The sequence below is a fragment of the Bacillus salipaludis genome (genome assembly GCF_030938565.1).
Classification (GTDB): Bacteria; Bacillota; Bacilli; order Bacillales; family Cytobacillaceae; genus Neobacillus; species Neobacillus salipaludis_A.
On record NZ_JAVGVR010000001.1, the window covers coordinates 268,656 to 291,288 of the forward strand.

Annotated in this window: 20 protein-coding genes; 3 read left to right on the forward strand and 17 right to left on the reverse strand. The window is 44.2% G+C overall.

What is annotated here, in order from left to right; genetic code table 11:
• Window positions 1–6: 6 nt before the first annotated feature.
• Window positions 7–216: a glycine zipper domain-containing protein gene (locus tag RCG21_RS01205; RefSeq protein WP_026572757.1), complete on the reverse strand. Its 210-nt coding sequence runs from the start codon at window positions 214–216 to the stop codon at window positions 7–9.
• Between the two features lie 149 nt (window positions 217–365).
• On the opposite strand from RCG21_RS01205, the gene RCG21_RS01210 reads away from it, so the two are divergent.
• Window positions 366–3,278, forward strand: coding sequence for a DEAD/DEAH box helicase (locus RCG21_RS01210; protein WP_308912798.1), 2,913 nt, complete (start codon window positions 366–368; stop codon window positions 3,276–3,278).
• A gap of 361 nt (window positions 3,279–3,639) precedes the next feature.
• Here RCG21_RS01210 and yiaA read toward each other — a convergent pair whose 3' ends face one another.
• The 6 genes from yiaA to RCG21_RS01240 all read right to left on the reverse strand — a co-directional run bounded on the left by yiaA (window position 3,640) and on the right by RCG21_RS01240 (window position 8,244).
• Window positions 3,640–4,110, reverse strand: coding sequence for an inner membrane protein YiaA (gene yiaA / locus RCG21_RS01215; RefSeq protein ID WP_198310814.1), 471 nt, complete (start codon window positions 4,108–4,110; stop codon window positions 3,640–3,642).
• A gap of 121 nt (window positions 4,111–4,231) precedes the next feature.
• Window positions 4,232–5,356 (reverse strand): acyltransferase family protein, encoded by a 1,125-nt coding sequence (locus tag RCG21_RS01220; RefSeq protein ID WP_308912799.1) that lies wholly within the window; start codon window positions 5,354–5,356, stop codon window positions 4,232–4,234.
• Window positions 5,357–5,485: 129 nt separating this feature from the next.
• Entirely contained in the window at window positions 5,486–6,583 is a 1,098-nt protein-coding gene (locus tag RCG21_RS01225) for a 3D domain-containing protein (protein ID WP_308912800.1), read from the reverse strand.
• A 246-nt stretch (window positions 6,584–6,829) separates the two neighbouring features.
• Window positions 6,830–7,231, reverse strand: a complete 402-nt coding sequence (locus tag RCG21_RS01230) for a hypothetical protein (protein WP_133332993.1) — start codon at window positions 7,229–7,231, stop codon at window positions 6,830–6,832.
• 385 nt (window positions 7,232–7,616) lie between these two features.
• Window positions 7,617–7,820 (reverse strand): hypothetical protein, encoded by a 204-nt coding sequence (locus RCG21_RS01235; protein WP_133332992.1) that lies wholly within the window; start codon window positions 7,818–7,820, stop codon window positions 7,617–7,619.
• Entirely contained in the window at window positions 7,810–8,244 is a 435-nt protein-coding gene (locus tag RCG21_RS01240) for a single-stranded DNA-binding protein (protein WP_308912801.1), read from the reverse strand. The genes RCG21_RS01235 and RCG21_RS01240 overlap by 11 nt, the downstream gene beginning before the upstream one ends.
• A 294-nt stretch (window positions 8,245–8,538) precedes the next feature.
• Here RCG21_RS01240 and RCG21_RS01245 point away from each other — a divergent pair, with 294 nt between their 5' ends.
• Window positions 8,539–8,973 carry a YwpF family protein gene (locus RCG21_RS01245; RefSeq protein ID WP_133332990.1) on the forward strand — a complete coding sequence of 145 codons (435 nt, stop codon included), beginning with the start codon at window positions 8,539–8,541 and terminating at the stop codon, window positions 8,971–8,973.
• 110 nt (window positions 8,974–9,083) lie between these two features.
• Here RCG21_RS01245 and fabZ read toward each other — a convergent pair whose 3' ends face one another.
• The 4 genes from fabZ to spoIIID all read right to left on the reverse strand — a co-directional run bounded on the left by fabZ (window position 9,084) and on the right by spoIIID (window position 12,029).
• On the reverse strand, window positions 9,084–9,518 hold the full coding sequence (fabZ, locus tag RCG21_RS01250; protein WP_026572751.1) for a 3-hydroxyacyl-ACP dehydratase FabZ: 435 nt from the start codon (window positions 9,516–9,518) through the stop codon (window positions 9,084–9,086).
• Window positions 9,519–9,612: 94 nt separating this feature from the next.
• A complete protein-coding gene (locus tag RCG21_RS01255; RefSeq protein ID WP_133332989.1) occupies window positions 9,613–9,882 on the reverse strand; it encodes a DNA-directed RNA polymerase subunit beta in 270 nt (89 codons plus the stop codon).
• Window positions 9,883–10,498: 616 nt separating this feature from the next.
• Entirely contained in the window at window positions 10,499–11,500 is a 1,002-nt protein-coding gene (locus RCG21_RS01260) for a rod shape-determining protein (protein WP_026572749.1), read from the reverse strand.
• Between the two features lie 256 nt (window positions 11,501–11,756).
• Window positions 11,757–12,029: a sporulation transcriptional regulator SpoIIID gene (gene spoIIID / locus RCG21_RS01265; RefSeq protein WP_026572748.1), complete on the reverse strand. Its 273-nt coding sequence runs from the start codon at window positions 12,027–12,029 to the stop codon at window positions 11,757–11,759.
• A gap of 538 nt (window positions 12,030–12,567) precedes the next feature.
• On the opposite strand from spoIIID, the gene RCG21_RS01270 reads away from it, so the two are divergent.
• Entirely contained in the window at window positions 12,568–12,876 is a 309-nt protein-coding gene (locus RCG21_RS01270) for an MGMT family protein (RefSeq protein ID WP_308912802.1), read from the forward strand.
• Window positions 12,877–12,997: 121 nt separating this feature from the next.
• Here the strand turns inward: RCG21_RS01270 and RCG21_RS01275 are convergent, their stop codons facing one another.
• From RCG21_RS01275 to RCG21_RS01300, 6 genes are all read right to left on the reverse strand, one after another.
• Window positions 12,998–13,228: a hypothetical protein gene (locus RCG21_RS01275; protein ID WP_308912803.1), complete on the reverse strand. Its 231-nt coding sequence runs from the start codon at window positions 13,226–13,228 to the stop codon at window positions 12,998–13,000.
• A 322-nt stretch (window positions 13,229–13,550) separates the two neighbouring features.
• Window positions 13,551–18,314 (reverse strand): Ig-like domain-containing protein, encoded by a 4,764-nt coding sequence (locus RCG21_RS01280; RefSeq protein ID WP_308912804.1) that lies wholly within the window; start codon window positions 18,312–18,314, stop codon window positions 13,551–13,553.
• A gap of 13 nt (window positions 18,315–18,327) precedes the next feature.
• Window positions 18,328–18,720: a hypothetical protein gene (locus tag RCG21_RS01285; RefSeq protein WP_308912805.1), complete on the reverse strand. Its 393-nt coding sequence runs from the start codon at window positions 18,718–18,720 to the stop codon at window positions 18,328–18,330.
• Between the two features lie 15 nt (window positions 18,721–18,735).
• Window positions 18,736–20,670 carry a protein kinase domain-containing protein gene (locus tag RCG21_RS01290; protein WP_308912806.1) on the reverse strand — a complete coding sequence of 645 codons (1,935 nt, stop codon included), beginning with the start codon at window positions 20,668–20,670 and terminating at the stop codon, window positions 18,736–18,738.
• 19 nt (window positions 20,671–20,689) lie between these two features.
• The gene (locus tag RCG21_RS01295; RefSeq protein ID WP_133332983.1) at window positions 20,690–21,457 is read right to left on the reverse strand and encodes a PP2C family protein-serine/threonine phosphatase; all 768 of its coding nucleotides are present in this window, start codon (window positions 21,455–21,457) and stop codon (window positions 20,690–20,692) included.
• A 111-nt stretch (window positions 21,458–21,568) separates the two neighbouring features.
• The gene (locus tag RCG21_RS01300; protein WP_308912807.1) at window positions 21,569–22,633 is read right to left on the reverse strand and encodes a DUF6382 and FHA domain-containing protein; all 1,065 of its coding nucleotides are present in this window, start codon (window positions 22,631–22,633) and stop codon (window positions 21,569–21,571) included.

Consider the following 22,633-nt stretch of genomic DNA (forward strand, 5'->3'; position numbering starts at 1 on the left):
TTTATGCTAATCTTCTCGTCCTGCCCCTTCATCGACAGCGTTATCAGCGGCATCTCCTGCTTTGTTACCCAATGCCCCGCCGACAACTGCTCCAGCAACGGTACCAATTGGTCCAAGAACAGAACCTACAGCAGCACCTGCAACTGCCCCGGCACCTGTTCCAACCGCTTCACCAGCGTCAACATCAGCACGATTGCGTTCTCTGTTTTCAGCCATTCTATTCACTCCCACTTTTTTAATCGGGAAGCATCTTCCCGAACCTATTTTTCCCTTTAGGGACAAATTTACTCACCGAAGCAAAACCCCAACTTTTGGGTTATAATAAAGGAATATGGACTTTTGTACGGTAAAGGAGCACGGAACCGATGCTTAAAACTAGGTTTATTAAACTGCTGACAATGAAATTAGAGGATGGGCGCTACTTTCTCGCAGCGCAAGAGGAGCGCGGGCACTTTTTGCATCCGGATGACTGGAAGAATCTCGTGTTCAGCCAACATGAGGAAAGCTTTTTTGGCACGCTTTTGGAACCGGAAAACGTACGGGGAATTGAGGGTGTGCCGCTCGGTGCCTGGCAGCTGGTATCACTTTTTGCGAAGGAGTCATTCAACCGGTTTATTGAGTGGGACTGGAGTGAGGAGGCGGAAATTTGCCTCGCCGCAGCTTTCGCGCTTCACGAAGGAATCCTTGAAAAAGATTGGCTCCCGGACTTTTCGGTCTGGGAGCATGGCGATTTCCGCTGGCAGCTCCCGGAACGGGTAAAGGAAGAGTTTGATCCCTCCTTTTGGGAGCAGGAAATGGAAAATGCCTCGGAAACCGCACTCCAATTTATTGACGAACTCTACAACAACGCACTCGATGGTTATTTAACAAGGAACTCAGCGATGAAAGAATTGTTCGGACCAAAGCTTGACCTTTTGAAAAAACAAAATATTTCCGGCGGTGAACTTGCCCGGTATTTTGATGAGGAAAGCTGGCTCGAGTGGGTTGGAATTAAGGAAAGCGATACGCCATTTACCATTGGCTTGCGGCTTGAAGAACCGGAGGATGGCGAAGGCGCGTGGATTTTGGATGTGTTTTTGCGCGGAAAGAAAAATGTCGATGAGATGGTTGGGCTGGAGTCGAAAATTCCCGGGAAATGGAAGCCTTATATCGACAAAGTCGACCGGGAAATCGCGCGCTGGGTGCGATTGATTCCGTGGCTTGAAAATGATGTCGACCCTTCCCATTTAAAATCCCATCTCACCGAGGAAGAAGCCTGGATGTTTTTAACGGAAGCAAGCGAAACCCTTGTGGCACTTGATGTTGAGATCCTCCTTCCTGCCTGGTGGCAGGCGATGAAAAATTCAAACTTAAAAGTGAAGGCATCACTAAAAGGAACGTCAAGTCACCGTCCGTCGTTCGTTGGCTTGCAGGCGATGCTCGATTTCAATTGGCGCTTTTCGATGAACGGAGTCGACCTATCCGAGGATGAATTTAGCCAACTTGTCGAAGAAAAGCGCCGGCTTGTCTATATTCGCGGCCGCTGGGTGAAGCTCGATCCGCAGTTTATTCGACAAATTCAAGATTTGATGAAACGGGCTGAAAAAGAAGGACTGCAGGTCCGTGATTTGCTTGAGCAGGAACTGGTGAATTCGGAAGCAACCGAGGATGAACTGGAGAATCCAAAGGCATTTGCCAAAATTCAAATCGAGTTGAACCGTCAGTGGAAACAGATGATCAAGCAGCTTTCCGAGGTAAAAGAAATCCCAATGGAACCGGTGCCGGAGGGCTTGAACGGAGAACTCCGCCCCTACCAGCAGCTGGGGATGAGCTGGCTGTGGTTTTTAAGGCAGCACGGGTTTGGCGCGGTCCTTGCCGATGATATGGGTCTTGGAAAAACAGTGCAATTGATTTCATATTTGTTGAAGGTGAAAGAACTTTCTGGCGATGAGCCACCTATGGTTGAAAACGAGTCTCGCAGCCGTCGAGGGAAAAAGGATGCGGAAGAAGCTGCTCCAGCAGTGAAGGCTCCGACTAAGGCTTCATTGATTATTTGCCCTACCTCCGTTCTCGGAAACTGGCAAAAAGAGCTGGAACGTTTTGGACCGGAGATGGATGTTTATTTGCATTATGGTTCAAACCGCTTGAAGGAAGAAGCCTTTTTGGAGCGGGTTAAAAACGTCGATGTGGTGTTAACTTCTTATGGGTTGAGCCATCTCGATTCCGATGAGTTTGAATCGGCGATTTGGAGCACGATTGCGATTGACGAGGCGCAAAACATTAAGAACGCGCAGACGAAACAATCGAAAGCGGTGCGCAGGCTGCGAGGCCGGCACCATGTTGCTTTAACCGGAACGCCTATGGAAAATCGCTTGTCTGAGCTGTGGTCGATTTTTGATTTTACGAATCACGGATATTTGGGAAGTTTGGGGCAGTTTCAGAAGAAGTTCGTGATTCCAATTGAGAAGGATGAGAAGAAGGAAAAGGTGCATCAGCTGCAGGCGTTGATTCGGCCTTTCTTGTTACGGCGGACGAAGAAGGATGAAGAGGTTGCGCTGAATTTGCCGGATAAGCAGGAGCAGAAGGAGTACTGTCCACTGACAACGGAGCAGGCATCGCTGTATGAACAGCTCGTGCGCGATACGTTTGAGCAGATTGAAAAATTGACTGGGTTTGAGCGCAAGGGTCTGATTTTGCAGATGTTGAGCCGATTGAAGCAGTTATGTAATCATCCAGCCTTGTATTTGAAGGAGCAATCGGCCGGACGTGTGCTGCTGGAGAGGTCGAATAAACTGGAGAAGCTAGTCGATTTAGTCGATGCGGTTTTGGATTCAGGCGAGAGCTGTTTGATTTTTACCCAGTATATCGAGATGGGCGAGATGATTCGTTCGGCACTGAAGAAGCGGTTTGGAATCGAGACGCCGTTTTTGAACGGAAGTGTGGCGAAGACGCAGCGTGATACGATGATTGAGCGGTTCCAGAATGGTGAGTTTCCGGTGTTCTTGTTATCGCTGAAGGCTGGCGGCACGGGGCTGAATTTGACGGCGGCGAATCATGTGATTCACTATGACCGCTGGTGGAATCCAGCCGTTGAGAATCAAGCCACGGACCGAGCCTACCGAATCGGGCAGTCCCGGTTTGTCCACGTCCATAAGCTGATTTGTACGGGGACGCTGGAAGAAAAAATCGACGCCATGCTCGAGAAAAAGCAATTCTTGAACGACCAAATCATCCAAAGCGAAAACTGGATCACCGAGTTGTCGACGGATGACCTAAAGGATCTAGTGTACTTGGGGTAACATTCTGAAAAGTCCACACGGTGACACACTAAAGTGACAGGCACCGTTCGTGGACTTTTTGCTGTTTTTGTGCGTGTGGGGTGGACATTGTTGGTCTATTATCGAAGAAGCCGCAGATTTAGCAAAAAGATAAACAGTTACTACTAAAAACCAGTCCCCCGACTGGTTTTTTCCACCATGAATTTCGATTATATCGACACTTTTTGGCCAGATATCAACACAAATCGATACTATATCAACACTTTTCCAGCGGATATCAACACTTTTTGACCAGATATCAACACTTTTCAAAAGGATATCGACAATTTCCCTTTCCAAGAGCACCTCGCCGAGCAAAAAAAACGACAGTGCCCTGTCGTCGTCAATCTCTTTCTCTTGCCCTCTGTGTATCTCGAATATTCTTTTGAACGGTTATGGCTGCAAATAAGCTAAGAACAAACGACATCCCATAAAATCCCTTTTCACTTAACACAATACTTCCTGCATTATATAACCCGATAACCATTAATGAAATCGACACAATCATCGCAAACCAGCTAATCCCATAATAAATATTCGTAACGGGGATTCCCTCTTCTTTATCCCTTACTGCTTTTTGCAAAGATACCGCGGAATAGAGTCCGAACACTAAAACGGCAAAGTAATATCCTTTTTCGTTCAGTTGCATTGATGCGTTAAACAAACCGATGAGATAAGCCGCAACCCCTACTAACAGCGCTGCCCATGAAGCCCCTTTGAAAGCGGAAGTTGGTTCTCCCTCTTTCCTTTCCACTTTTATTTTTGGATCATTTTGTTTTCCTTTATCTAATAAAACCTCATGATCATTCGACATTGAATGCTCCCCCTTCTAATAAAATTGGTGCACCCCAGATATACAGTAGGGCTCCTATCTAAATCTATTATAAAGGAATTTTTTGCAAATAATAGTCAAAATTTCCAACATGGAACTCCACCTATTTATGCAGAGAATACGTTGCTTGGGCCTTGTTTTTCCTCCTTGCCGCCTTCATCCCAAACAAAAACCTAAGCAGGCTCAAGCGCCGAACAACAAAGTGATAGCCAATCATAATCAAGATAAAGGAAATGGAAATAAGAAAAATTAGCTTAACGGGTATTGGCCATGATAGGTCGCGGATGAAAAAGCCAAGCAGCACAATGACAGGCTGATGTAATACATAAAATGGCATCGACGCTTCACTTGCATACTTCAGAAAACGATTGGTAAAAGATAAATATTTGTCTGCCAGGAAGAAGATGCCTAGTAACAAACTCCAGCAATTAATCGTTCGGACAGCAAAAAAGATGATCTCCTCCACCGATCCCGGTTGAGGATAAGCCTTCATAAACCAGACGATGTATACAGCGGATGAAATCAAGGCAAGCGTCATGTGAATCTTGATTGTGGCTTGAAGATTATTTTTAAAAGCTTCACTGGAAAAATAGTAATAACCATAAATAAAGACGATTAGATAAAATACAAGGTCCCAGCCGCCTAACCCCTGGGTTTTGAATAATCCTGATGCAAAAAGAATGAACGGCAGCAGCCACAAATGGACCAGGCTAAATCTCCCGCTGATTGGAATTTTTTTAAATATAGGTATCGTAAGAAAGGAGAATACGAGCAGTACGAGTAAATACCAAAGATGTAGTCCAAAGAACGCGAAATTTCCTGTTCCGCCAAAATCTAAATAAATCCCATCAAAATAGTGGGGAAGAAAATCTAGGAATGAACCATTAAACTGACGGTTGGCAATTCGTTCGAGAAAAATTTGGTGAGGAGTTAAGATGAATACCCCAAACACAAGCGGCACTCCTAGCCGAATCAACCGTTCTTTGAAAAAAGCAGTCACGGGCCGATTTTTCAAGGCATACGTCACACTGATTCCTGATACCGCGAAAAAGATCGGCATGATCCAAGCCCCGATAAATAAGGAAAATACTAAAATACTCCCTGAATCTAGTTGATTATTTTTTACATGCCAAGGGAATGGGTTAAAAAACATCGAGCAGTGGTAAAGAAATACCGCGAGCGTCGCGAACACACGAATCCAGTCCAAATCATATTGTCTTTTCATCATCCACCCTCCCTTTTATGGAATTAATATCCAATATTACTGTGGGCTGGAACCGAATACAAGTCAATAAAATTTTATATATTCGAAAAAAAGAGACCAAACAATTTGTATGTTTGATCTCTTTCTTGGTTATTAATCTAATATTTTCACTTTCACGGTTCTTCTGCCCCATGCTAGTGCCTGTGCTTTTGTTGGTTTTAAAACATCGATTATGTGGCCGTGGATAGCGCCGCCTGTATCGCCTGCGACCGCGACCCCGTAGCCTTCTACCCAAACCTTGCTTCCTAATGGAATGACAGATGGGTCAACGGCAATAAGCTTCATATAGGGGTTTTCTTTAATATTGTAGCCCATTCTTGTAATCGCACCTGAACTTGAGTAGCTGTAGGCGGTTGCGGTAACGTAAAAGGTTTCCCCGTTGCCTGTCGGTTGTGAATCGTTTTGCTGACTTCCTGCAGATGCCGATGCAGCTACTGCCCTCGATTTTGCCGCTGCCTGTTCCTTGCGAACTCTTTCTTCAGCCGCTCTTAGCTCAGCTTGAATGCTTGCTTTTTCTTTTTTGGCAAGCGCCATTTCTTTATCGATTTTGCTGTATTTATCTTGCATTTCTTTTAAGGTTTCTTGTCTTTTTTGCAGATTCAAACTAAGTTGCTCCTGCTGATTGGCTAGGTTTTTTTGTTCCACTTTTAAAACCTGCTCTTGTTGATCAATCTCTTTTTTATCGTCTTCAATTTGTTTAAGGTCATGTTTCTGGTCATCTAAAATGCTCTGATCAGCGTTGAATAGAGCCGAGACCGCACTTGCACGTTGTAGTAAGTCATCAAAGCTTTTTGCGTTTAGTAGAACTTTGATCACTAAGCTTACACTATTGTCGTGCTGAAGGGCGACTAGCCGCTTTTTCATGACATCTTGGCGGGCCAGGATTTTGTCCTCAACCGTGACAATTTCTTCTTTTTTCTGCTCAATGAGCTTATTGGTCTCATCAATTTTGTTTTGCGTTTTGGACAACGCTTCTTTGTTCGCTGAAATATATTTATAGATTGAGTCCATTTCTTGCTTAATGTTTGTCATCTCGTTTGAAACAGATTGCTTTTCTTGTGCTTTTTGCTGAAGGTCCTGCTCGACACTATGTAATGCTTCCGTATTGCTCTCGGCATATGTCATGATTGAACCAGTTCCACACAATGTTAATGTAAAAATTACGAGAATCATACGCTTAAAAAATTGCATACTCTTTCCCCCTTTCCCTATTTATATCAAATCAATATACCAGCAATGTTACAAAAACATTAAAATTCCCTCCATTTTTGTCATATAAGCCGAAATTTCACCAAAAGGGGACAATTACCAAATGCGGTGACAGGCACCGTCCGTGGACTTTTTGGCATTTTTGTGCGTGTGGGGTGGACAGTTAGGGTTTTGATTGGCCAAAAAAATAAGCTAGGCTGGATGCCTAGCTTATTTCTTAAATTCTACTCACTCCCCGACCCGCTTGCTCTCCGCCAGCACCCGAGTTTTCTTCTTTTTCGCCGTCCTGATCTTGTCTTCTGGGAAGCTTGTTAAATAGGAAGCCTTATTCCCTTCTTTTACGATAAAATTATTTAAAATATTATAAACGGCTTGCTCACTGAGCTGCTGATTTCCTTCGAAAAGCTGAAATGAATGATTTTGATAGGTAAATTGAAATCTTTTATTATAGTAATAGATGGATACTGAATGTGTATCGCCAAGAGGAATGGTTTGATAGAAGCTGCTCTTAGATGGGTGTTTGGAAAGCGTTAATGCATCGAAAAAGCCTGGCTTGCTCTTGATCATAATTTCGCGGTTGCTTAGCCTGACGCCAATAAAGTTCAATGAACTGCTCGGATTTTTATCCATATGATCACTCCAAATCTTACAATTATCTACATTATATGACAATAACTTCTTCTCCAGCAATTACCCTAGAAACAAAATATGGAATTGTGCGTTTTTATTCACAATTTCTCCTACTTTCGATACTTATCAAACGTTAATCACCGGTAATACCCTTTTTTGGGCAAGCACAGGCAATGGGACCATTTCTATGTACCTTTCCCAAAAAACGAAGAAGCCGCTGAACAACTATGTCAGCGGCTTCTTATAAAAAAACAGGGGGTTTTGCTAACATTGTTCCCTGTTGCCGTTTTTTTATACCTCAAAAATAAAAATCCGGCAAATTCGCCGGAAATTTGGGGTACATCGGAGAGATGTTTGATTTTATATAGTGAGGAAATCATGGCCATCAACTGATGTGGGGGGTGGATGAGGCAGTTTCTTGAGGTTGCTCGGGGTAGATGCGAATGGTGCCTCGCTCTTTTTCCTCCATGATAAAGGTTTCAAGCTGGATGACCCTTCGCTGCAGGCCGTCTACTTTTTGATTGGCTTTTCCGACCATTTTGATTAATGATTCCATGAGCTGTTCTAAACTATCATGATTAGCTTCCAACTGGCACTTCCTCCTTTTTTTCCCTCGGTTCAGAATTCGGGCTCTGGGTCTGGCTTGGTGCTGGAGCTGGAGTTGGAGACGGACTCGGGCTTGAATTATCCACATGCGGTTTGGCGCCTAGAAAGCGGATTTGCTCCCCGATCACCTCGGTTATATACACCCTCTTTCCTTCTTTTTCGTAATTCCGGGTATGCAGCCGCCCTGTCACCCCGACGACGGACCCCTTCCGGCAGTATTGTGCGGTGTTTTCGGCTGCTTTCCGCCACAGCGTACACAAAACAAAGTCTGCTTCGATCTCTCCATTCTGGTTGCGAAAATTTCGGCTTACAGCGAGCGTCACCTGTGTGACGGAGGTTCCATCGGACGTTGTTTTCAGCTCTGGATCCTTCGTCAGTCTTCCGACAAGTGTGACTTGATTGATCATTTGTTCATCTCCTCTCTGTTTCATGGCTTTATCATATTCCTCTCCGCCTCCCCCTGTAAAATGACGAAAAAGGCATTTTCGAGAATATCTACGGTTGAAAAAAGGGTTTTTCTCTAGGGAGAAATTGGGCTTTTTGATGGGTATTGGGCGTGAAAAGATATTTTTGCAAGATTCGACATATATTTTTCGACATTTGCTTTCATTCTGCATATGTTATAATTTAGGAAAAGTAATTCGTCACGTTGATTTGGGGGAATAAGTCCGCGGCAAACTGCTATAAGGAGGTTTTACCTAATGAAATCGTTCAAGTTGGTGTCATTGGAAGTGGTTGAGAATGACAATTCGGTGGAAATCCCGTTACATGATGGTTTAATCATTAATAAAGAAGATGAGCAGCTGACCTGGCTGCTGGAAGCTTATACGGATCTGTCTCTTTATGATTATTTTAAAAAGATTCAGGATGAAGGCCGCGAAATTATTGTTGAAGCGGTGATTACAAAGCTTGAAAATGAACCGGCATTTTTCCAAACGAAGATTGGTACGTTGAATAAGTTTGAAAATCATATGAGTGTGCTGCTGGAAGGCCGTCTGCGCCGTCTGCGCCGCGATTATTCTGAGCTGCTGCTCGATAGTTTGATTCAAAAAGGCTTGAGTGGCCAAGCCCTCCTGACTGAGTTTAAGGAAAAGATGAAAAGTAAACCAAAGATTAAGATGAAGACTCCGCAGTGAGTGTAAGCCAGGCCTGGTGCCTGGCTTTTTGGTTTAGTGGTTTAGAACTTGAAACTGCCAAAACTCACCCACAAAAAAAATGACCAGTCCCCCGGCCATTTCTCCAAACACTATTCTTTTTTCTCGCCTAGCGCAAATGTAATTTCCGCTTCGCAGGCAATCTCACCGTCAACCGTCGCAACAGCTTTTCCTTTTCCAACTGGACCGCGTAAACGAATGATTTCGACCTCAAGACGCAGCTGGTCCCCAGGCTTGACCTGTTTTTTGAAACGGCAGCCGTCAATCCCCGCAAAGAATGCTAATCGGCCGCGGTTTTCCTCTTTTTTCAACATTGCAACAGCACCAACCTGAGCCAGTGCCTCCACGATTAATACACCCGGCATGACCGGATAATCGGGAAAATGTCCGTTGAAAAACTCCTCGTTCGCTGAAACATTTTTAATCCCAATCGCCCGTTTCCCTTCCTCAACCTCCAAAATTCGGTCTACCAGCAAAAATGGATAACGATGAGGAATAATTTCTTTAATTTGTTCGATATCAAGCATTTTTAGTACCTCCTACTAAGATTAGCTACTTAAAATCCATTTTACTATTAAACACAAACAAAGGGAAGAGATTGCTCCCTTCCCTCCAATCGATTTATTTTTTATCAACCAAGTCGATGATATGCGTCCACGTTGATTCCTTAAAAACATCTGCAATTTTTCCGCCGCCAAGCATACCATAGCCAACCGCTGATCCCGCCATGACGCAAATAAATATACTCATCACCAAAAGGATAAGCCGCAGCCAAATCGGAATCAGGCGCACTCTCACCCGTTTTGTCACCGGGCGTACTTCCTCCGCCGCGTTTTGCGAATCAACTTTTTCCTTTTTAAATTCTTCCCTCGTTTTCACTTGTTCGGACATCGGAATTCCCCTTTGTGTTTCTCCCAAAACTAGCGAGTTAAAACATATTATTACCTAAATTATGCAGATAATATTGTTTTTATAAAATTATTCAACTAGTCTTATCTCTATTATAAAAAATATTTTAAAAATACTCATTAACTTTTTGTGGAAAAGGTCGCCTTTTGTAAAAAAAACGCGAATTGTGTATCTTGAAGGGGAAGTGACCCTATTCAGTAAAATCGTTCACTCATTTTAGATTCGCACCAGTTGAATTTCTACTTTACCCACCTGTTTTGCCACTTTATCTTCCACTTCCAGAACTTGACCCACCACTTAAACCAAAATACCCTCCACTTCCTATTCAAAAAGCCAAATACCCAAATATTCCACTAATCCAAGCCCACTTTTTAACACAAAATTACCATTTCTAGTAAAATAACTCCTGAAACCAGGCCTCACACCACTAAATTTTAACTTTACCCACCGGTTTTGCAACTTTACCCACCACTGTTACCTATTTACCCTCCGCTTTCCCCAAAATACCGACCACTACCACCAAAACTCCAACCACCCCAAACCACAACAAAAAAGCCCAACAACGCACCCACGCGTCATCAGGCTCTAACCAAAAATCTTATCCCAGCTTCCTACCAGGAATCCGGTCAATATTATCCAACATAATTCCCGTACCAATCGCCACGCAGTCCATTGGATTCTCCGCAACCAATACCGGTACCTTCAACTCATCCGCAAGCAGCATATCAATCCCGTGCAGCAATGCACCGCCGCCCGTCAAAATCACGCCGCGGTCAATAATATCCGCAGACAACTCTGGCGGAGTCCGCTCAAGCACACTCTTCGCCGCCTGAACAATCACGGCAACCGACTCACGAAGCGCCCCCTCAATCTCTTCCGAACGAACTGAAATCGTGCGTGGCAAACCGCTGACCATATCACGGCCGCGAATCTCCATTTCCTCCGAACGAGATCCAGGAAATACCGTCCCAATATTAATTTTAATATTTTCAGCCGTACGCTCCCCAATCAACAGCTTGTACTCACGCTTGATGTGGTTGAGAATCTCCATGTCAAACTTATCGCCCGCCATCTTAATCGAAGAAGACGTCACGATATCGCCCATCGAAAGCACGGCAACATCCGTCGTACCGCCACCGATGTCCACGACCATATTCCCGCTTGGCTGGAAAATATCCATCCCTGCGCCAATCGCCGCCACCTTCGGCTCCTCTTCAAGATAAATCTTCTTGCCGCCGCTCTTTTCAGCCGCCTCCTTGATCGCCTTCTGCTCAACGCTCGTAATATTCGTCGGGCAGCAAATCAAAATACGCGGCTTCGAAAGAAAACCTTTTACATTCAACTTATTAATAAAATGTTTTAACATTGCTTCAGTTACATCAAAGTCAGCGATTACGCCATCCTTTAGCGGACGAATCGCGACAATGTTCCCAGGTGTACGTCCCACCATGCGGCGCGCCTCTTCACCAACCGCCAAAACGCGATTCGTATTTCGGTCAATCGCCACCACAGAAGGCTCATTCAACACAATTCCACGGCCCTTCACGTGAATCAACACGTTCGCAGTACCCAAATCAATACCAATATCCCTAGCAAACATTCTCTTGTCTTTCCTCCTTAACGGATCCTACTACTCTAATTGTTTATTGTATCACAACCAAAGAAAATTCCATACTTTTAACTCAAAAATATGTAATTATTTGTCGGTAATCAAAAAAATCCGAAAACAGTAATTGTCCTCGAATTTTTTGAAAAAGGAACCCGTTAAGCTTCCTTCCAAATATAGCGCTTACATATGGGCACACTCCTATAGCCACAAATCCCCCTTCCGCCAAAAGTCCTGCATATCTCTAAAATTATTTCACCGCTTCTCCTTCTCTTTCTTCTTTCTGGTACTTCATTTTCGTTGCTTCCCCGCCCCTTAGGTGCCGGATCGATTTATGATAATCTAAAATCTCTTTTACTTCATTCGCAAGTTCTGGATTAATTTCAGGAAGCCTCTCTGTTAAATCTTTATGGACTGTACTTTTGGATACGCCAAACTCTTTCGCGATAACGCGAACCGTTTTCCTCGTCTCCACGATATACTTTCCAATCTTGATAGTTCTCTCTTTGATGTAATCGTGCACACTCTCGCCCTCCCTAAATTGGATGTGAGTAGTGTGAAATGAGACTCGCTTATCACAATGACGAATTCTGCTTTCCGCATGGGTGACAGGCACCACAAAAGGACATTTTCACCACTTTGTCCATCTGGGATGGACATTACTTATGATGGGTCACCATGCGACAGAAAGTAATCTACCTTCTGATCATACTAGGAATAATCATGTCCCCGACTAAATCCACGCCCTCCACAAACGATTCCTCACCTCAAACACTCTCTTTGTAAAGGTTTGTAACAGTTTATTAGCTTGGATACGGGTTTATGCACAAAAAACACAATCAGGACAAGGTGTTTCGGAAATTTTTTGAAAAATCGGACACCGATTAAATCAGTATTCTTTTGCATTCCACCATTCGACAACACTTCGAAAATGCTGAAATCCGCCAAATCCCTATTATTTTCCGGGAAATGACTCTCCCGTAATGCTATTTCCCAAGAAATTTGTCGATTTCTCCGATTTCAAATAAAATTAAAATAATTGATTAGGAAAGGACATCAACATGACTCCATTTACCGAAAATGTGATTAGCATCATTAAAAATATTCCTGCAGGGAAAGTAATGACTTACGGGCAGATTGCGGGGCTCGCCGGCAGTCCACGCGCAGCCCGTCAAGTTGTGCGCATCCTCCATTCGATGAGCCGGAAACACTGCCTTCCCTGGCACCGCGTCATCAATGGCCAAGGCCGTATCACCCTCCGATACGATGAATCTTATCATGAGCAACTGTTTGCGCTTGAGGGCGAGGGAGTTGAAGTTGGCCTGCACGGCAGCATTGATTTGGAAAAATATCAGTATCAACCGCAATAAAATAAGTTAGGAAAGATATGACCTTGCTTTTTCAATTTTATGTTCCATTCGTATCGATATATGATTCATCCGTATCTTTATCTGTTCCTTCTGTATCGATATACGATCCGTCCGTATCTTTTTATGTTCCTTCTGTATCGATATACGATCCATCCATATCTGTATCGATATACGATCCATCCATATCTTTATCTGTTCCTTCTGTATCGATATACGATCCGTCCATTTCTGTATCTGTTCCTTCTGTATCGATATACGATCCATCCATATCTTTATCTGTTTCTTCTGTATCGATATACGATCCATCCATATCTTTATCTGTTCCTTCTGTATCGATATACGATCCATCCATATCTTTATCTGTTCCTTCTGTATCGATATACGATCCGTCCGTAACTTTATCTGTTCCTTCTGTATCGATATACGATCCGTCCGTAACTTTATCTGTTCCTTCTGTATCGATATACGATCCATCCGTATCTTTATCTGTTCCTTCTGTATCGATATACGATCCATCTATATCTTTATATATTCCTTCTGTATCGATATACGATCCATCCGTATCGATGAATCGATATATATTCCAACCGACCCATTTTATGTTACTAACACCAACTCAATCCTCCAAAATCACAACACAAAAAGCCAGGCATCCGCCTGGCTCTCCAACAAACTTACTCACTTACATCTTCCTCTTTCCGGCTCCTCAGCACAGCCGTAACCCCCAGACCAATCAACGCCAATACGCCCACAATACTGCCTGAAAACAAAGGCTTATTCTCATAAAACTTCACAATCGCAGCCTTTTTGGCGATCTTAAATGAGAATTCTGTGGTTTTCTTGTTACCGGCATCATCGACCGCAACAACCTTCACCCTATACTGGCCGATACCCTTAAATCTATCCGATAACACCGTGTTCCCGTTATCATCCTTTGTACGATCAAAATCCCAAAGCTTACCGTTCACCCATACATTCGTTATCTCATCCTTCGGATTATCAAGATGAATCGCTAAACTCACCGGATCATAATAGGTTTTACCGTTCTTAACGCCATCAAATTTGACCTCTGGCACCGTCTTATCAAGAATAAACTCGACACTCATCTGCCTAATGTTACCAGCCTTATCCTTGACCTCAAAGAACAGAACATGCTTCCCTTCCGACGTAATCGGCTCGCCTAACTTATAATCTTCGCCGTCCAAGGTTTGCGCAATAATATCGTAGGCACTATGGTCCTGAATCAGCAATTTCGGAATTAAGTCCTCTTTAAAATACTGATTGGAAATCGCCTCGTTGAACTTGATGGACGGGGCCGTCTTGTCAATCGTGAACACAATCGTTCTCGAGCTAACGTTTTTCGCTAAATCGGTCACCTGCGCCTTCAGAACATAAACCTTCTCCTCATTCAGCTTCGTGCCGTTGACATATGGTCTGCCATCGAGTGTGACAGATGTTTTGCCCTTATCCAAATGCACATCTGAATACGTCACAACCGGTGCGAGTTCCTTTTTAAAGAATCCATCCAAAACACCTGTAATCGACAGCTCCGGCTTAGAAGTGTCTAAGGTAAAATGAATCGCCAGCTCCGTTTCATTGCCGGCTTTATCCCGCGCAACAACCTTGTACTTATACTCCATTTCCTTCGATGCGGTCAGAGCACTTTTTCCAATGTTTTTACCGTTCAAAACCACCGAAACAATCGAATCATCACTTGGGCGATCGAGCGCAAATTCTGGTGTAAAAATCTCATTAATAAATGCGCCGTTCTTAATCACACGGTCCTGCCCTCTGAATTTCGGGGTAATCACCGGCTTGGTTTTATCAATCGTGAATTTCATTTCCTTGCTAAAATGATTCCCGGCTTTATCCGTCGCATCGACGGTCAACTGATAATCGCCCTCTTTGCTAAAATTATGGCTAAACGACGCTACATCCCCGCTCACCACAAATCCGGCAACAGGATAATTGTGTCCATCCCTCTTAACAATGATTTTATTGATATCAAAGTTCCGGTCTTGAATTGTTGCCTTAACAGGCTTGTCTTCGTTATAATAGGCGCCCTGTTCCACGCCAGTAATCTCAATCGCCGGTTTCGTTTTATCAATCGTAAACGTACGCTTGACCTCAACCGGACCATTGCCTGCCTTATCCTCCGCACGAATCAAAATCGAATACAAACCATCTTTTGAAAAATTGTAGATTAGATTCGAATGCTGTTTTATAGGCATTGTTCCAATCCCAAACGGTTGACCATCTTTCATAAAAGCTAACTCCACCTGATTGGTAGAATAGTTTTCTTCATCCACCGAAATCTCCACATTCCGGCTCTTGGGATTATAGGAATTATTGTCCACCCCGTCTACTTTTACCACTGGCTTCGTGTGGTCAATAATAAATGAAACTGGCGCCAAGCTCGTATCACGGCCTGCTTTATCCGTGGTCGACAGCTTCACGACATAATTTCCTTCATCCTTAAAATTGTAGCTTAACTCGCCCTTTGTCTTTGAAGTTAACTCCAGCCAGCCAACCGGATACGACTTGCCGTTCCGCGAAACCTTCAGCGAGGTTTGGCTTAAATCAATATTGGTATCCTTCACCGTAAACGCAGCGGTCTTGCTCTTGTAATTCTGCCCATCCTCAATCCCGCTAATCTCAAGCTCTGGATTGATATGGTCAATCGTAAACGTGACCGATTTTTCAGCACCCTTATTCCCGGCCGCGTCGGCTGCCGCAACTGTAATCGTATATTCATGGTCCTCTTTAAATTCGTAATCGAGTGTAGAGGTCTCACCACTATTTTTCCAATCACCGATGGATAAGTTTTTACCGTTTTCCTTCACATTCACATCAACATGATTATTTTTAAAATTATGTTCCTCAACGACAACAGAAACCTCTTTATCCTTGCTGGAGTAGGAATCATTCTTCACCGCAGAACCCGAATTCTTATTCACAATACTAATTTTTGGTGCAATGGTGTCGACCGTAAATGATAAGGTTTTCGCCTCAGCGACATTGCCCGCTTTGTCCTCCGCTTCAACCTTAATAACGTAATCTCCATCCGTCGTGAACGGAATTTTCACTTCAGAGTGAACACCCGTATTTTTGAACGTCAGCTTTTTGTCCCCAACCGTGACCGTCACGTCATCTGTTTGAAAATGCGTCTCATCCACGCCAATCGTCACTTCGCCTTTTTGCACGAAGGCCCCCTCATTGATTCCTGACAACGCGATTTCCGGCGCTGTTTTATCGATCACAAACGAAAGCTGATTGCGGCTGGTTTTTCCAAAAATATCTCCTGAGGTGACGGTGATGTCATAATCGCCTTCCTCCGTAAACGGAAGCTCCATCTCGCCGCGAAGAATCCACTTAAATTGATCCGACAATGTCCAATCGCCGATGATTTTCTTCGTGACATCCTCCCCATTTTTCAAGACTTTCACCGTCGTCCTTTGCGGGTCAAATGTATAATCATCAACCGAAACGGTGACCGTTTTATCAGTATTGTAGTGCTCTCCCGGTGCGACATTATCGGAAAAGTGAATCGACGGACCGTTTTTATCAATCGTAAACGTCTTGGTGACCGTTTTTTCATTATCTGCCTTATCCTTGGAGGTTACCGTGATTTCATAAACTCCGTCTTCGTCAAATTGATGTTCCGTCGTGGCAGTATCGCCGTCAAGGACCAGCGGTTTGATCGCATACGCCTTTCCGTCCTTCTTCACAGCTACATCGTATTGTTCCAAATACGGATCTTGAACGGAGATTTTCACGTTTTGATCCTTATCATATTTAGCCCCGTCTTCCACTGTGGAAATTGTCACAACTGGGGCGGTAAGATCAATCGTAAACGCCGCTGTTTTTTCAGAAGAGGCATTTCCTAATCGATCCGTTGCATTGAGGCTCAACTCATATTTGCCCTCGACTTTAAACGTATGCTTGGCTACCGCCGCGCGGCCCGACTCAACAAATGAAATCGGCTCTTCGTAAGCAGCCCCATCTTTCAATACTTTTAAATTGATTTTACCCACATCAAGTGTCAAATCCTGGGCAGTAAAAATAACCTCTTTCGCCCCATTGATATACCCGGGAACATCCGAAATGTCCAACACCGGCGCCGTTTGGTCAATGGTAAACGTAATCGTCTTCGTTGCTTTGTTTCCAGCTTTATCGGCCGCCGACAGCTCAAGGCTGTAGACCCCGTCCTCAGTAAGGCTGTGCTCTGTATACGCTTCTTTGCCCGCAAACGTTTTATCCTTACCGCTATCATGAGTCACCTTCAGCAGCACAGAATCCTCATCCAAATTCGGATCCTTCACATCGATTCCAAATTTCCGCGGCTTTTTGTCGCTGCCCTGATCTTCCACACCGGTAAAGCTTAGCTCCGGCTTCGTGGTATCAATGGTAAACGTGGTTTCACCGAGGTCGAGACCGACAGGATTTTTTCGATCCCTCACCGTGACCTTTACTTTATAAACCCCTTGTTCCGAAAGCTCAAGAGTGGCAGTCTTCCCGCGTTCGTCGAAGGATTTTGTCGTCGTTTCCCCGTCCTTCTCTACCACCGCAGTGGCATCCCAAATCTTAAAATCATCACTGACCTTCAACTGAACCGGCTCATTATAAGAGCCATTTTCCCTGCTATTCACAATCGTTAAGCGCGGACCCTTATCCCAAATCCCAAAGGTCACCTTTTTCGCTTCACTCTTGTTTCCTGCCTCATCCGCAGCAACAACAGTCACTTCATAATCACCGATTTGCTCGAATGTCAAAGTCGTTTGACCATCCTTCCATTCAGGTGACGAACTTAAGGCTATATCATCTTTGACAACCGAAATCGTATCCTTCGAAGGATCAAAGTGAGCGTCGTCGACTTTGACCGTCATCGTGACCGGCTTTTCCGTAAACCCGCCGTCTGAAAAATCACCGTCCTGAAACTCCGTTTGAACGTCGACAACCGGCTTGGTTGTATCCCGTTTAATCGTAAACGTGCTCGTATGTTCAGGAATTTTCCACGTGTTTTTCTTTACCATCTCAACCGTCACGTCCAAATCCCCGTCCTTGCTGTCCGCAGGCAAGGGAATGGTTACCGTGTATTCACCTTGAAACCCTTTTTCTGCGTCTTTCACCTCGGTAATTTCCGGCTTCACCGCGGCACCCGGGTAAGATGCGCTAACCTCAAACGGCCTTTCCGCCCGTTCCGGCTGACTGTTTTTAAAATCCTCCGTTAAATCAATCTGGAAGGATACAGAATTTCCATTTGTGTACCAGTTGGGCTGCTTGTCCGATTCCATATCCCATTGATCGCCGTTAAAGACAACTAAACGTTTGGCTCCATCCAATGAAAACGCGTTTGTGCTAAAAAACAGCACAGACAAGAGCAACAATCCGCACGCTAATACCCAAATCAGCGATTTTCTGTTTGCTATTTCCGACATTTTCCTATCCCCTCTAGATGACCGTGTTGGAATGCACAATCACTACATCTACTTCTTTGATAAACTCATTTTCTACCAAAAGTGTCGTTTCTTCTACTAAAAGCGTAGTCTCTTCCATCAACAAAGTTGTCTCCTCGATTTCCCCAGCCAGTACCGTTTCCGCCACTTCCAAAAGCTCTGTTTCCTCCGCTGCCGCTGATTCCGCATACTGCTTTTTCAGCATGATTTCCTTTGTATGCTTTTCCCTAGATTCCTCATCTATTCGACGGCGCTTTTTCCGAAACTGAATCCCGGTTAAATCCGTGAAAACCTGGGCGATTTCCATTTTTACAAAAAGGACAATCGAAATGGCGAGAGTAATCAGGGCACCGGCTAGGCCCCCGTAAAACATGATCTGGTACCCCATCTTTTCTCCCCCTTTCTACTTAAGACCGAGTGTCACAAGCCTCCCTGTAAGCTTTTTAAAATCAGCATCGCTTTTCGCTCCGGCAAGCTTACTCACTTTTTCATACACTTGTTTGGCCTGCTTAAAATTACGCTTGCCCTCCGGCTTGGCTTGTTCAATATCCAGCAATACATCTGCTAGTTTCATATAGGCATCGATGTACTTCGGATATCCCTTGATCGTATCCTGCAGCATCGTGACGGCCTTCTCCTCATCATCCATATCGTGATAAATCGCACCGATTTTCGTTAACACTTCCGGTTTGTCTTGTACGTCCAAATCCTGCAGCAGTTCTTGATAAAATTGGATTGCCTGTTCAAGATCTGCTCTTGACTGCAATTTCACTCCCCTGCTGTAATAGGCCTGCCCCAGTTTGCTTTTAAAATCTTCTTCATACTGGGATTCCAATTTTTCATCATCGATTGACTTAAGGACTTTATATGCTTTATTGATAATTTCAATCGTTTTTGTATTTGCCTCGGCCAACTCCCCTTTATAGGAAATATAAATTCCGGCCAAGGATTTATAGTTATCGACCTTTTTCCGGTCATTCGCGAGCCCATCATTAAATTTTTCAAACTTCTTCAAGTTGTTGGCAAATTTTTTATAATCTATATTCATCGAGCTCGCCTGCGTGGCAATCGTCTCATAGTATTGCACATCAGGGATTTCCTCGGGATCAACATGATTAAAATGCTTCAGCGCCTCCGGATAATTATGCATCAAATCAAAATACGTCATCCCCATCTTGAAGCGGAGCACACTATTTTTTTGGATATTCCCATATTCACCGTTGATATAAGTTTCAATTTTTGCTAGGCCGTCATCGGTTTTATCGCGGCTAATAAATAAATCCAACAAACTGGTATAAGCCTCCGGCCGCTTTTTATCGACGCCTGTGATCGCTTTATCCAGCAATGTGAGCGCCTTCTCGTCCTCGCCATTCATATGCGAGACGTCTGCAGTATTTACTAGCTTCATATAATCCTGGAATTCCGTATTTTTGATGCCCTGAAACCCAGCAACAGCTGTCGTTGTAAAAATAAAAAACAGTATGACAGGGATCAGATACACCGACAATTTTTTCCGCAACCGTTGTTTGTATCCTTCCGTCAACTTGTTAATATTGTAAAGATCATAGAGCAGCTCACTACTGCTTTGATATCGGTTATTTGGCTCGGACTGGGTACACTTATGGATAATATGTTCAAGCCCTTCCGGCAGGGCCGGATCCCAGTGGCGGATCGGCTTCAACTCAAACGGCGGTTCATTGATACTTTTTCCAGTGACGAGATGATATAAGGTAACTCCTAAACTATAAAGATCGGTCCTTGCATCGGTTTGCTTCCCGGAGAGCTGCTCTGGCGCTGCATAGGATTTCGTCCCAAGATTGGTCGTATCGGTTGTGCTTTCCGCCTTAAACTCGCGGGCGATCCCGAAGTCGACGAGCTTGATTTTTCCTTCTGGAGTGAGCATGATGTTGTCCGGTTTCATATCCCTGTAAATGATCGGGTGGGGTTTTCTCGTATGTAAATACTCTAAAACTTCACCGAGCTGCTTCGCCCATTCAATGACTTTGTCTGCGGGAATCGTTTTTTCTCGTTTCAGTTTTTCCTTTAGCGACTCGCCTTCGATGTAGTCCATAACGACGTAGATGTCGCCTTTTGCATCGATAATGTCATAGATTTTCGGCAAGGCCCCGTGGTCGAGTTTCTTCAGCATGTTGGCTTCGATAATCAAGCTGTTGATAAGCAGTTCGTTGTTGCTCGGCTCACGCTTGCGGATATCTTTTACGACCAAGGATTTATTGAGGCGGTTATCCATGGCAAGGTAGACGATACTCATCCCGCCGCGGCCGATCTCTTTTAATATTTCATAGCGACCATCGATTACTGTTCCAATCTGTATCAAGAAAAACTCCCCCCGTAGCTTAGACCACTTTTGCCGCCACAACCGTTATGTTATCGACTTCTTTTCGTGCTTTCACTAACTCTACTAACTCGATTACCTTTTCCTTCATCTGCACTTCATCTATCAGTTTGGCCGGATGAAAGCTCTCCGCCAGTTCTTCCTCTGAAATCTGATGATAAAATCCATCTGAGCACAACATAAATACCGTATTTTCCTTAAGTTCCCCCGAAGAGAAAGCAATCTCAATATTCTTCGTCGCCCCAACGCATTGCAGCAACACATTTCGGCGCGGATCAGATTTAGCCTGCTCCTCTGTGAGGTTGCCACGGGCCACTTCTCTTGCGACCAACGTTTGATCTGTCGTTAATTGGGTTAGGGTACTCGAAATGTGATAGACTCTGCTGTCGCCAATGTGGACGATATAGTATTTGTCGTGAACCATGAGCAGTGCCGTCACGGTAGTCCCTAAGGTTACCTTTTCAGACTCCCCGTAGCCCAAGATTTTTTCATTTAATTGTTGAATGCAGGCTTCTAACTCCCTGCGAATGTCTTCCTCCATGTGCTCGGATTGAGCGATGTTCGGCATCTCGGAGTCAAACCAATCGGCCATCCCCCTGATGACGGTTGCGCTGGCGAGTTCTCCCTGGGCCAGGCCCCCCATGCCGTCACAGACCACGAACAGGCCGACCTGCCCTTTGGGTGTCCGGGCCGTTTTTAGTAATAATCCATCCTGATTGGTTTTCTTTTTTATTCCCACATCGGTATGGAATGCGGTTAAAATGGCCATATTTCAAACCTCATTCTTTTGTTTTTCACCTATATATCCCTGAAAGAGGTACAAAATTACCCCTTATCCTCAGATTAAAAATTTTATCCGCGAATCTCAAAATCTATTATTTTAAAAGAATCTAAAAACAAACTCTTCGTTTGCGAGTTTAATTTTATCTTCATGCTTCAGCTTGGTTTTACTGTTTTGAACGAGCCTTACCCCGTTTAAGTAGCTGCCATTTCGAGACTGTTTGTCCACAAAGAAATATTCTCCATCCACCGTAAGGATCTCCGCATGAACCCGGCCGACCACTTTATTTTTCGCAACAAAATCAACCTGCTCCGGGTCCCTGCCCAGCTTAAAAACATCCTTCCTCAGAAAGATTTTTTCACCTGTAGCTGCTTCGAATAGAAACGGCCTTGCAAAAGATTGCGGTCCAACCCCCAATGCCGTGGTGCCCTCTTCCTCCTGAATGTTGAGCGCACCTAAAACCGTCGTACCCTCTTCCAATGCGGCAGCCGCTTCACTGACAACATTACCATGGCTTGGACTATAAAAATGAGCCTGTGGAACCGCCTTGCTTGAATCCGCCCCAGGGCCCGCACCAACCGCAGCAAACTCCTTCAGCTTTTCTTTAAAATCCGGTAAATGAAGGTCAGCGTTTTTGACTAGATAATTGTGGAGCTTGATAAAAAATAACAAATCATCTGCTTCATCGTACGAAGTCTCGGCGATCAACGTTTTAAGAAACTCGTTCATTGATACCTTTTCAAAAACATTAACTTTCACCGGAACGTACAAAAATACTAATCTATTTGAAAAGTCATCAAGGAAGATATATTTCTTGTTGAGCAGGATTTTCTCGGGATTGAGGCCATGTTTCTTGAGGTCCTCGAGACCTTCCATCATCATTAAAAGATTGTCCACAAGCTGCGCCTTCGTTAGGGTACTCGCGAAAAGCTGCTCAAAATTGACCTGCGAAATCATATCATAACGCAGCGCAGCCGCCCCATCCTTCTTCACCACACCAAACGGCAGCAGCCCGGAAATCCGCATCTTATTATTCGTCAACAAATCCGTCTCCGCCTTATCCGCCACCAATTCAGCATCCAACTCCATACCCTCCGGAACCGGAAAATAAAAATACTTCGAAAACCCATAATCCTCTAGCTTAAGCTCCATATTTCTAATCAT

Coding starts and splice junctions, on each gene's coding strand:
- RCG21_RS01205 (WP_026572757.1), bottom strand. CDS start 216: ATGGCTGAAAACAGAGAACGCAATCGTGCTGATGTTGACGCTGGTGAA.
- RCG21_RS01210 (WP_308912798.1), top strand. CDS start 366: ATGCTTAAAACTAGGTTTATTAAACTGCTGACAATGAAATTAGAGGAT.
- yiaA (WP_198310814.1), bottom strand. CDS start 4,110: ATGTCGAATGATCATGAGGTTTTATTAGATAAAGGAAAACAAAATGAT.
- RCG21_RS01220 (WP_308912799.1), bottom strand. CDS start 5,356: ATGATGAAAAGACAATATGATTTGGACTGGATTCGTGTGTTCGCGACG.
- RCG21_RS01225 (WP_308912800.1), bottom strand. CDS start 6,583: ATGCAATTTTTTAAGCGTATGATTCTCGTAATTTTTACATTAACATTG.
- RCG21_RS01230 (WP_133332993.1), bottom strand. CDS start 7,231: ATGGATAAAAATCCGAGCAGTTCATTGAACTTTATTGGCGTCAGGCTA.
- RCG21_RS01240 (WP_308912801.1), bottom strand. CDS start 8,244: ATGATCAATCAAGTCACACTTGTCGGAAGACTGACGAAGGATCCAGAG.
- RCG21_RS01245 (WP_133332990.1), top strand. CDS start 8,539: ATGAAATCGTTCAAGTTGGTGTCATTGGAAGTGGTTGAGAATGACAAT.
- fabZ (WP_026572751.1), bottom strand. CDS start 9,518: ATGCTTGATATCGAACAAATTAAAGAAATTATTCCTCATCGTTATCCA.
- RCG21_RS01255 (WP_133332989.1), bottom strand. CDS start 9,882: ATGTCCGAACAAGTGAAAACGAGGGAAGAATTTAAAAAGGAAAAAGTT.
- RCG21_RS01260 (WP_026572749.1), bottom strand. CDS start 11,500: ATGTTTGCTAGGGATATTGGTATTGATTTGGGTACTGCGAACGTGTTG.
- RCG21_RS01270 (WP_308912802.1), top strand. CDS start 12,568: ATGACTCCATTTACCGAAAATGTGATTAGCATCATTAAAAATATTCCT.
- RCG21_RS01275 (WP_308912803.1), bottom strand. CDS start 13,228: ATGGATGGATCGTATATCGATACAGAAGGAACAGATAAAGATATGGAT.
- RCG21_RS01280 (WP_308912804.1), bottom strand. CDS start 18,314: ATGTCGGAAATAGCAAACAGAAAATCGCTGATTTGGGTATTAGCGTGC.
- RCG21_RS01285 (WP_308912805.1), bottom strand. CDS start 18,720: ATGGGGTACCAGATCATGTTTTACGGGGGCCTAGCCGGTGCCCTGATT.
- RCG21_RS01295 (WP_133332983.1), bottom strand. CDS start 21,457: ATGGCCATTTTAACCGCATTCCATACCGATGTGGGAATAAAAAAGAAA.
- RCG21_RS01300 (WP_308912807.1), bottom strand. CDS start 22,633: ATGATTAGAAATATGGAGCTTAAGCTAGAGGATTATGGGTTTTCGAAG.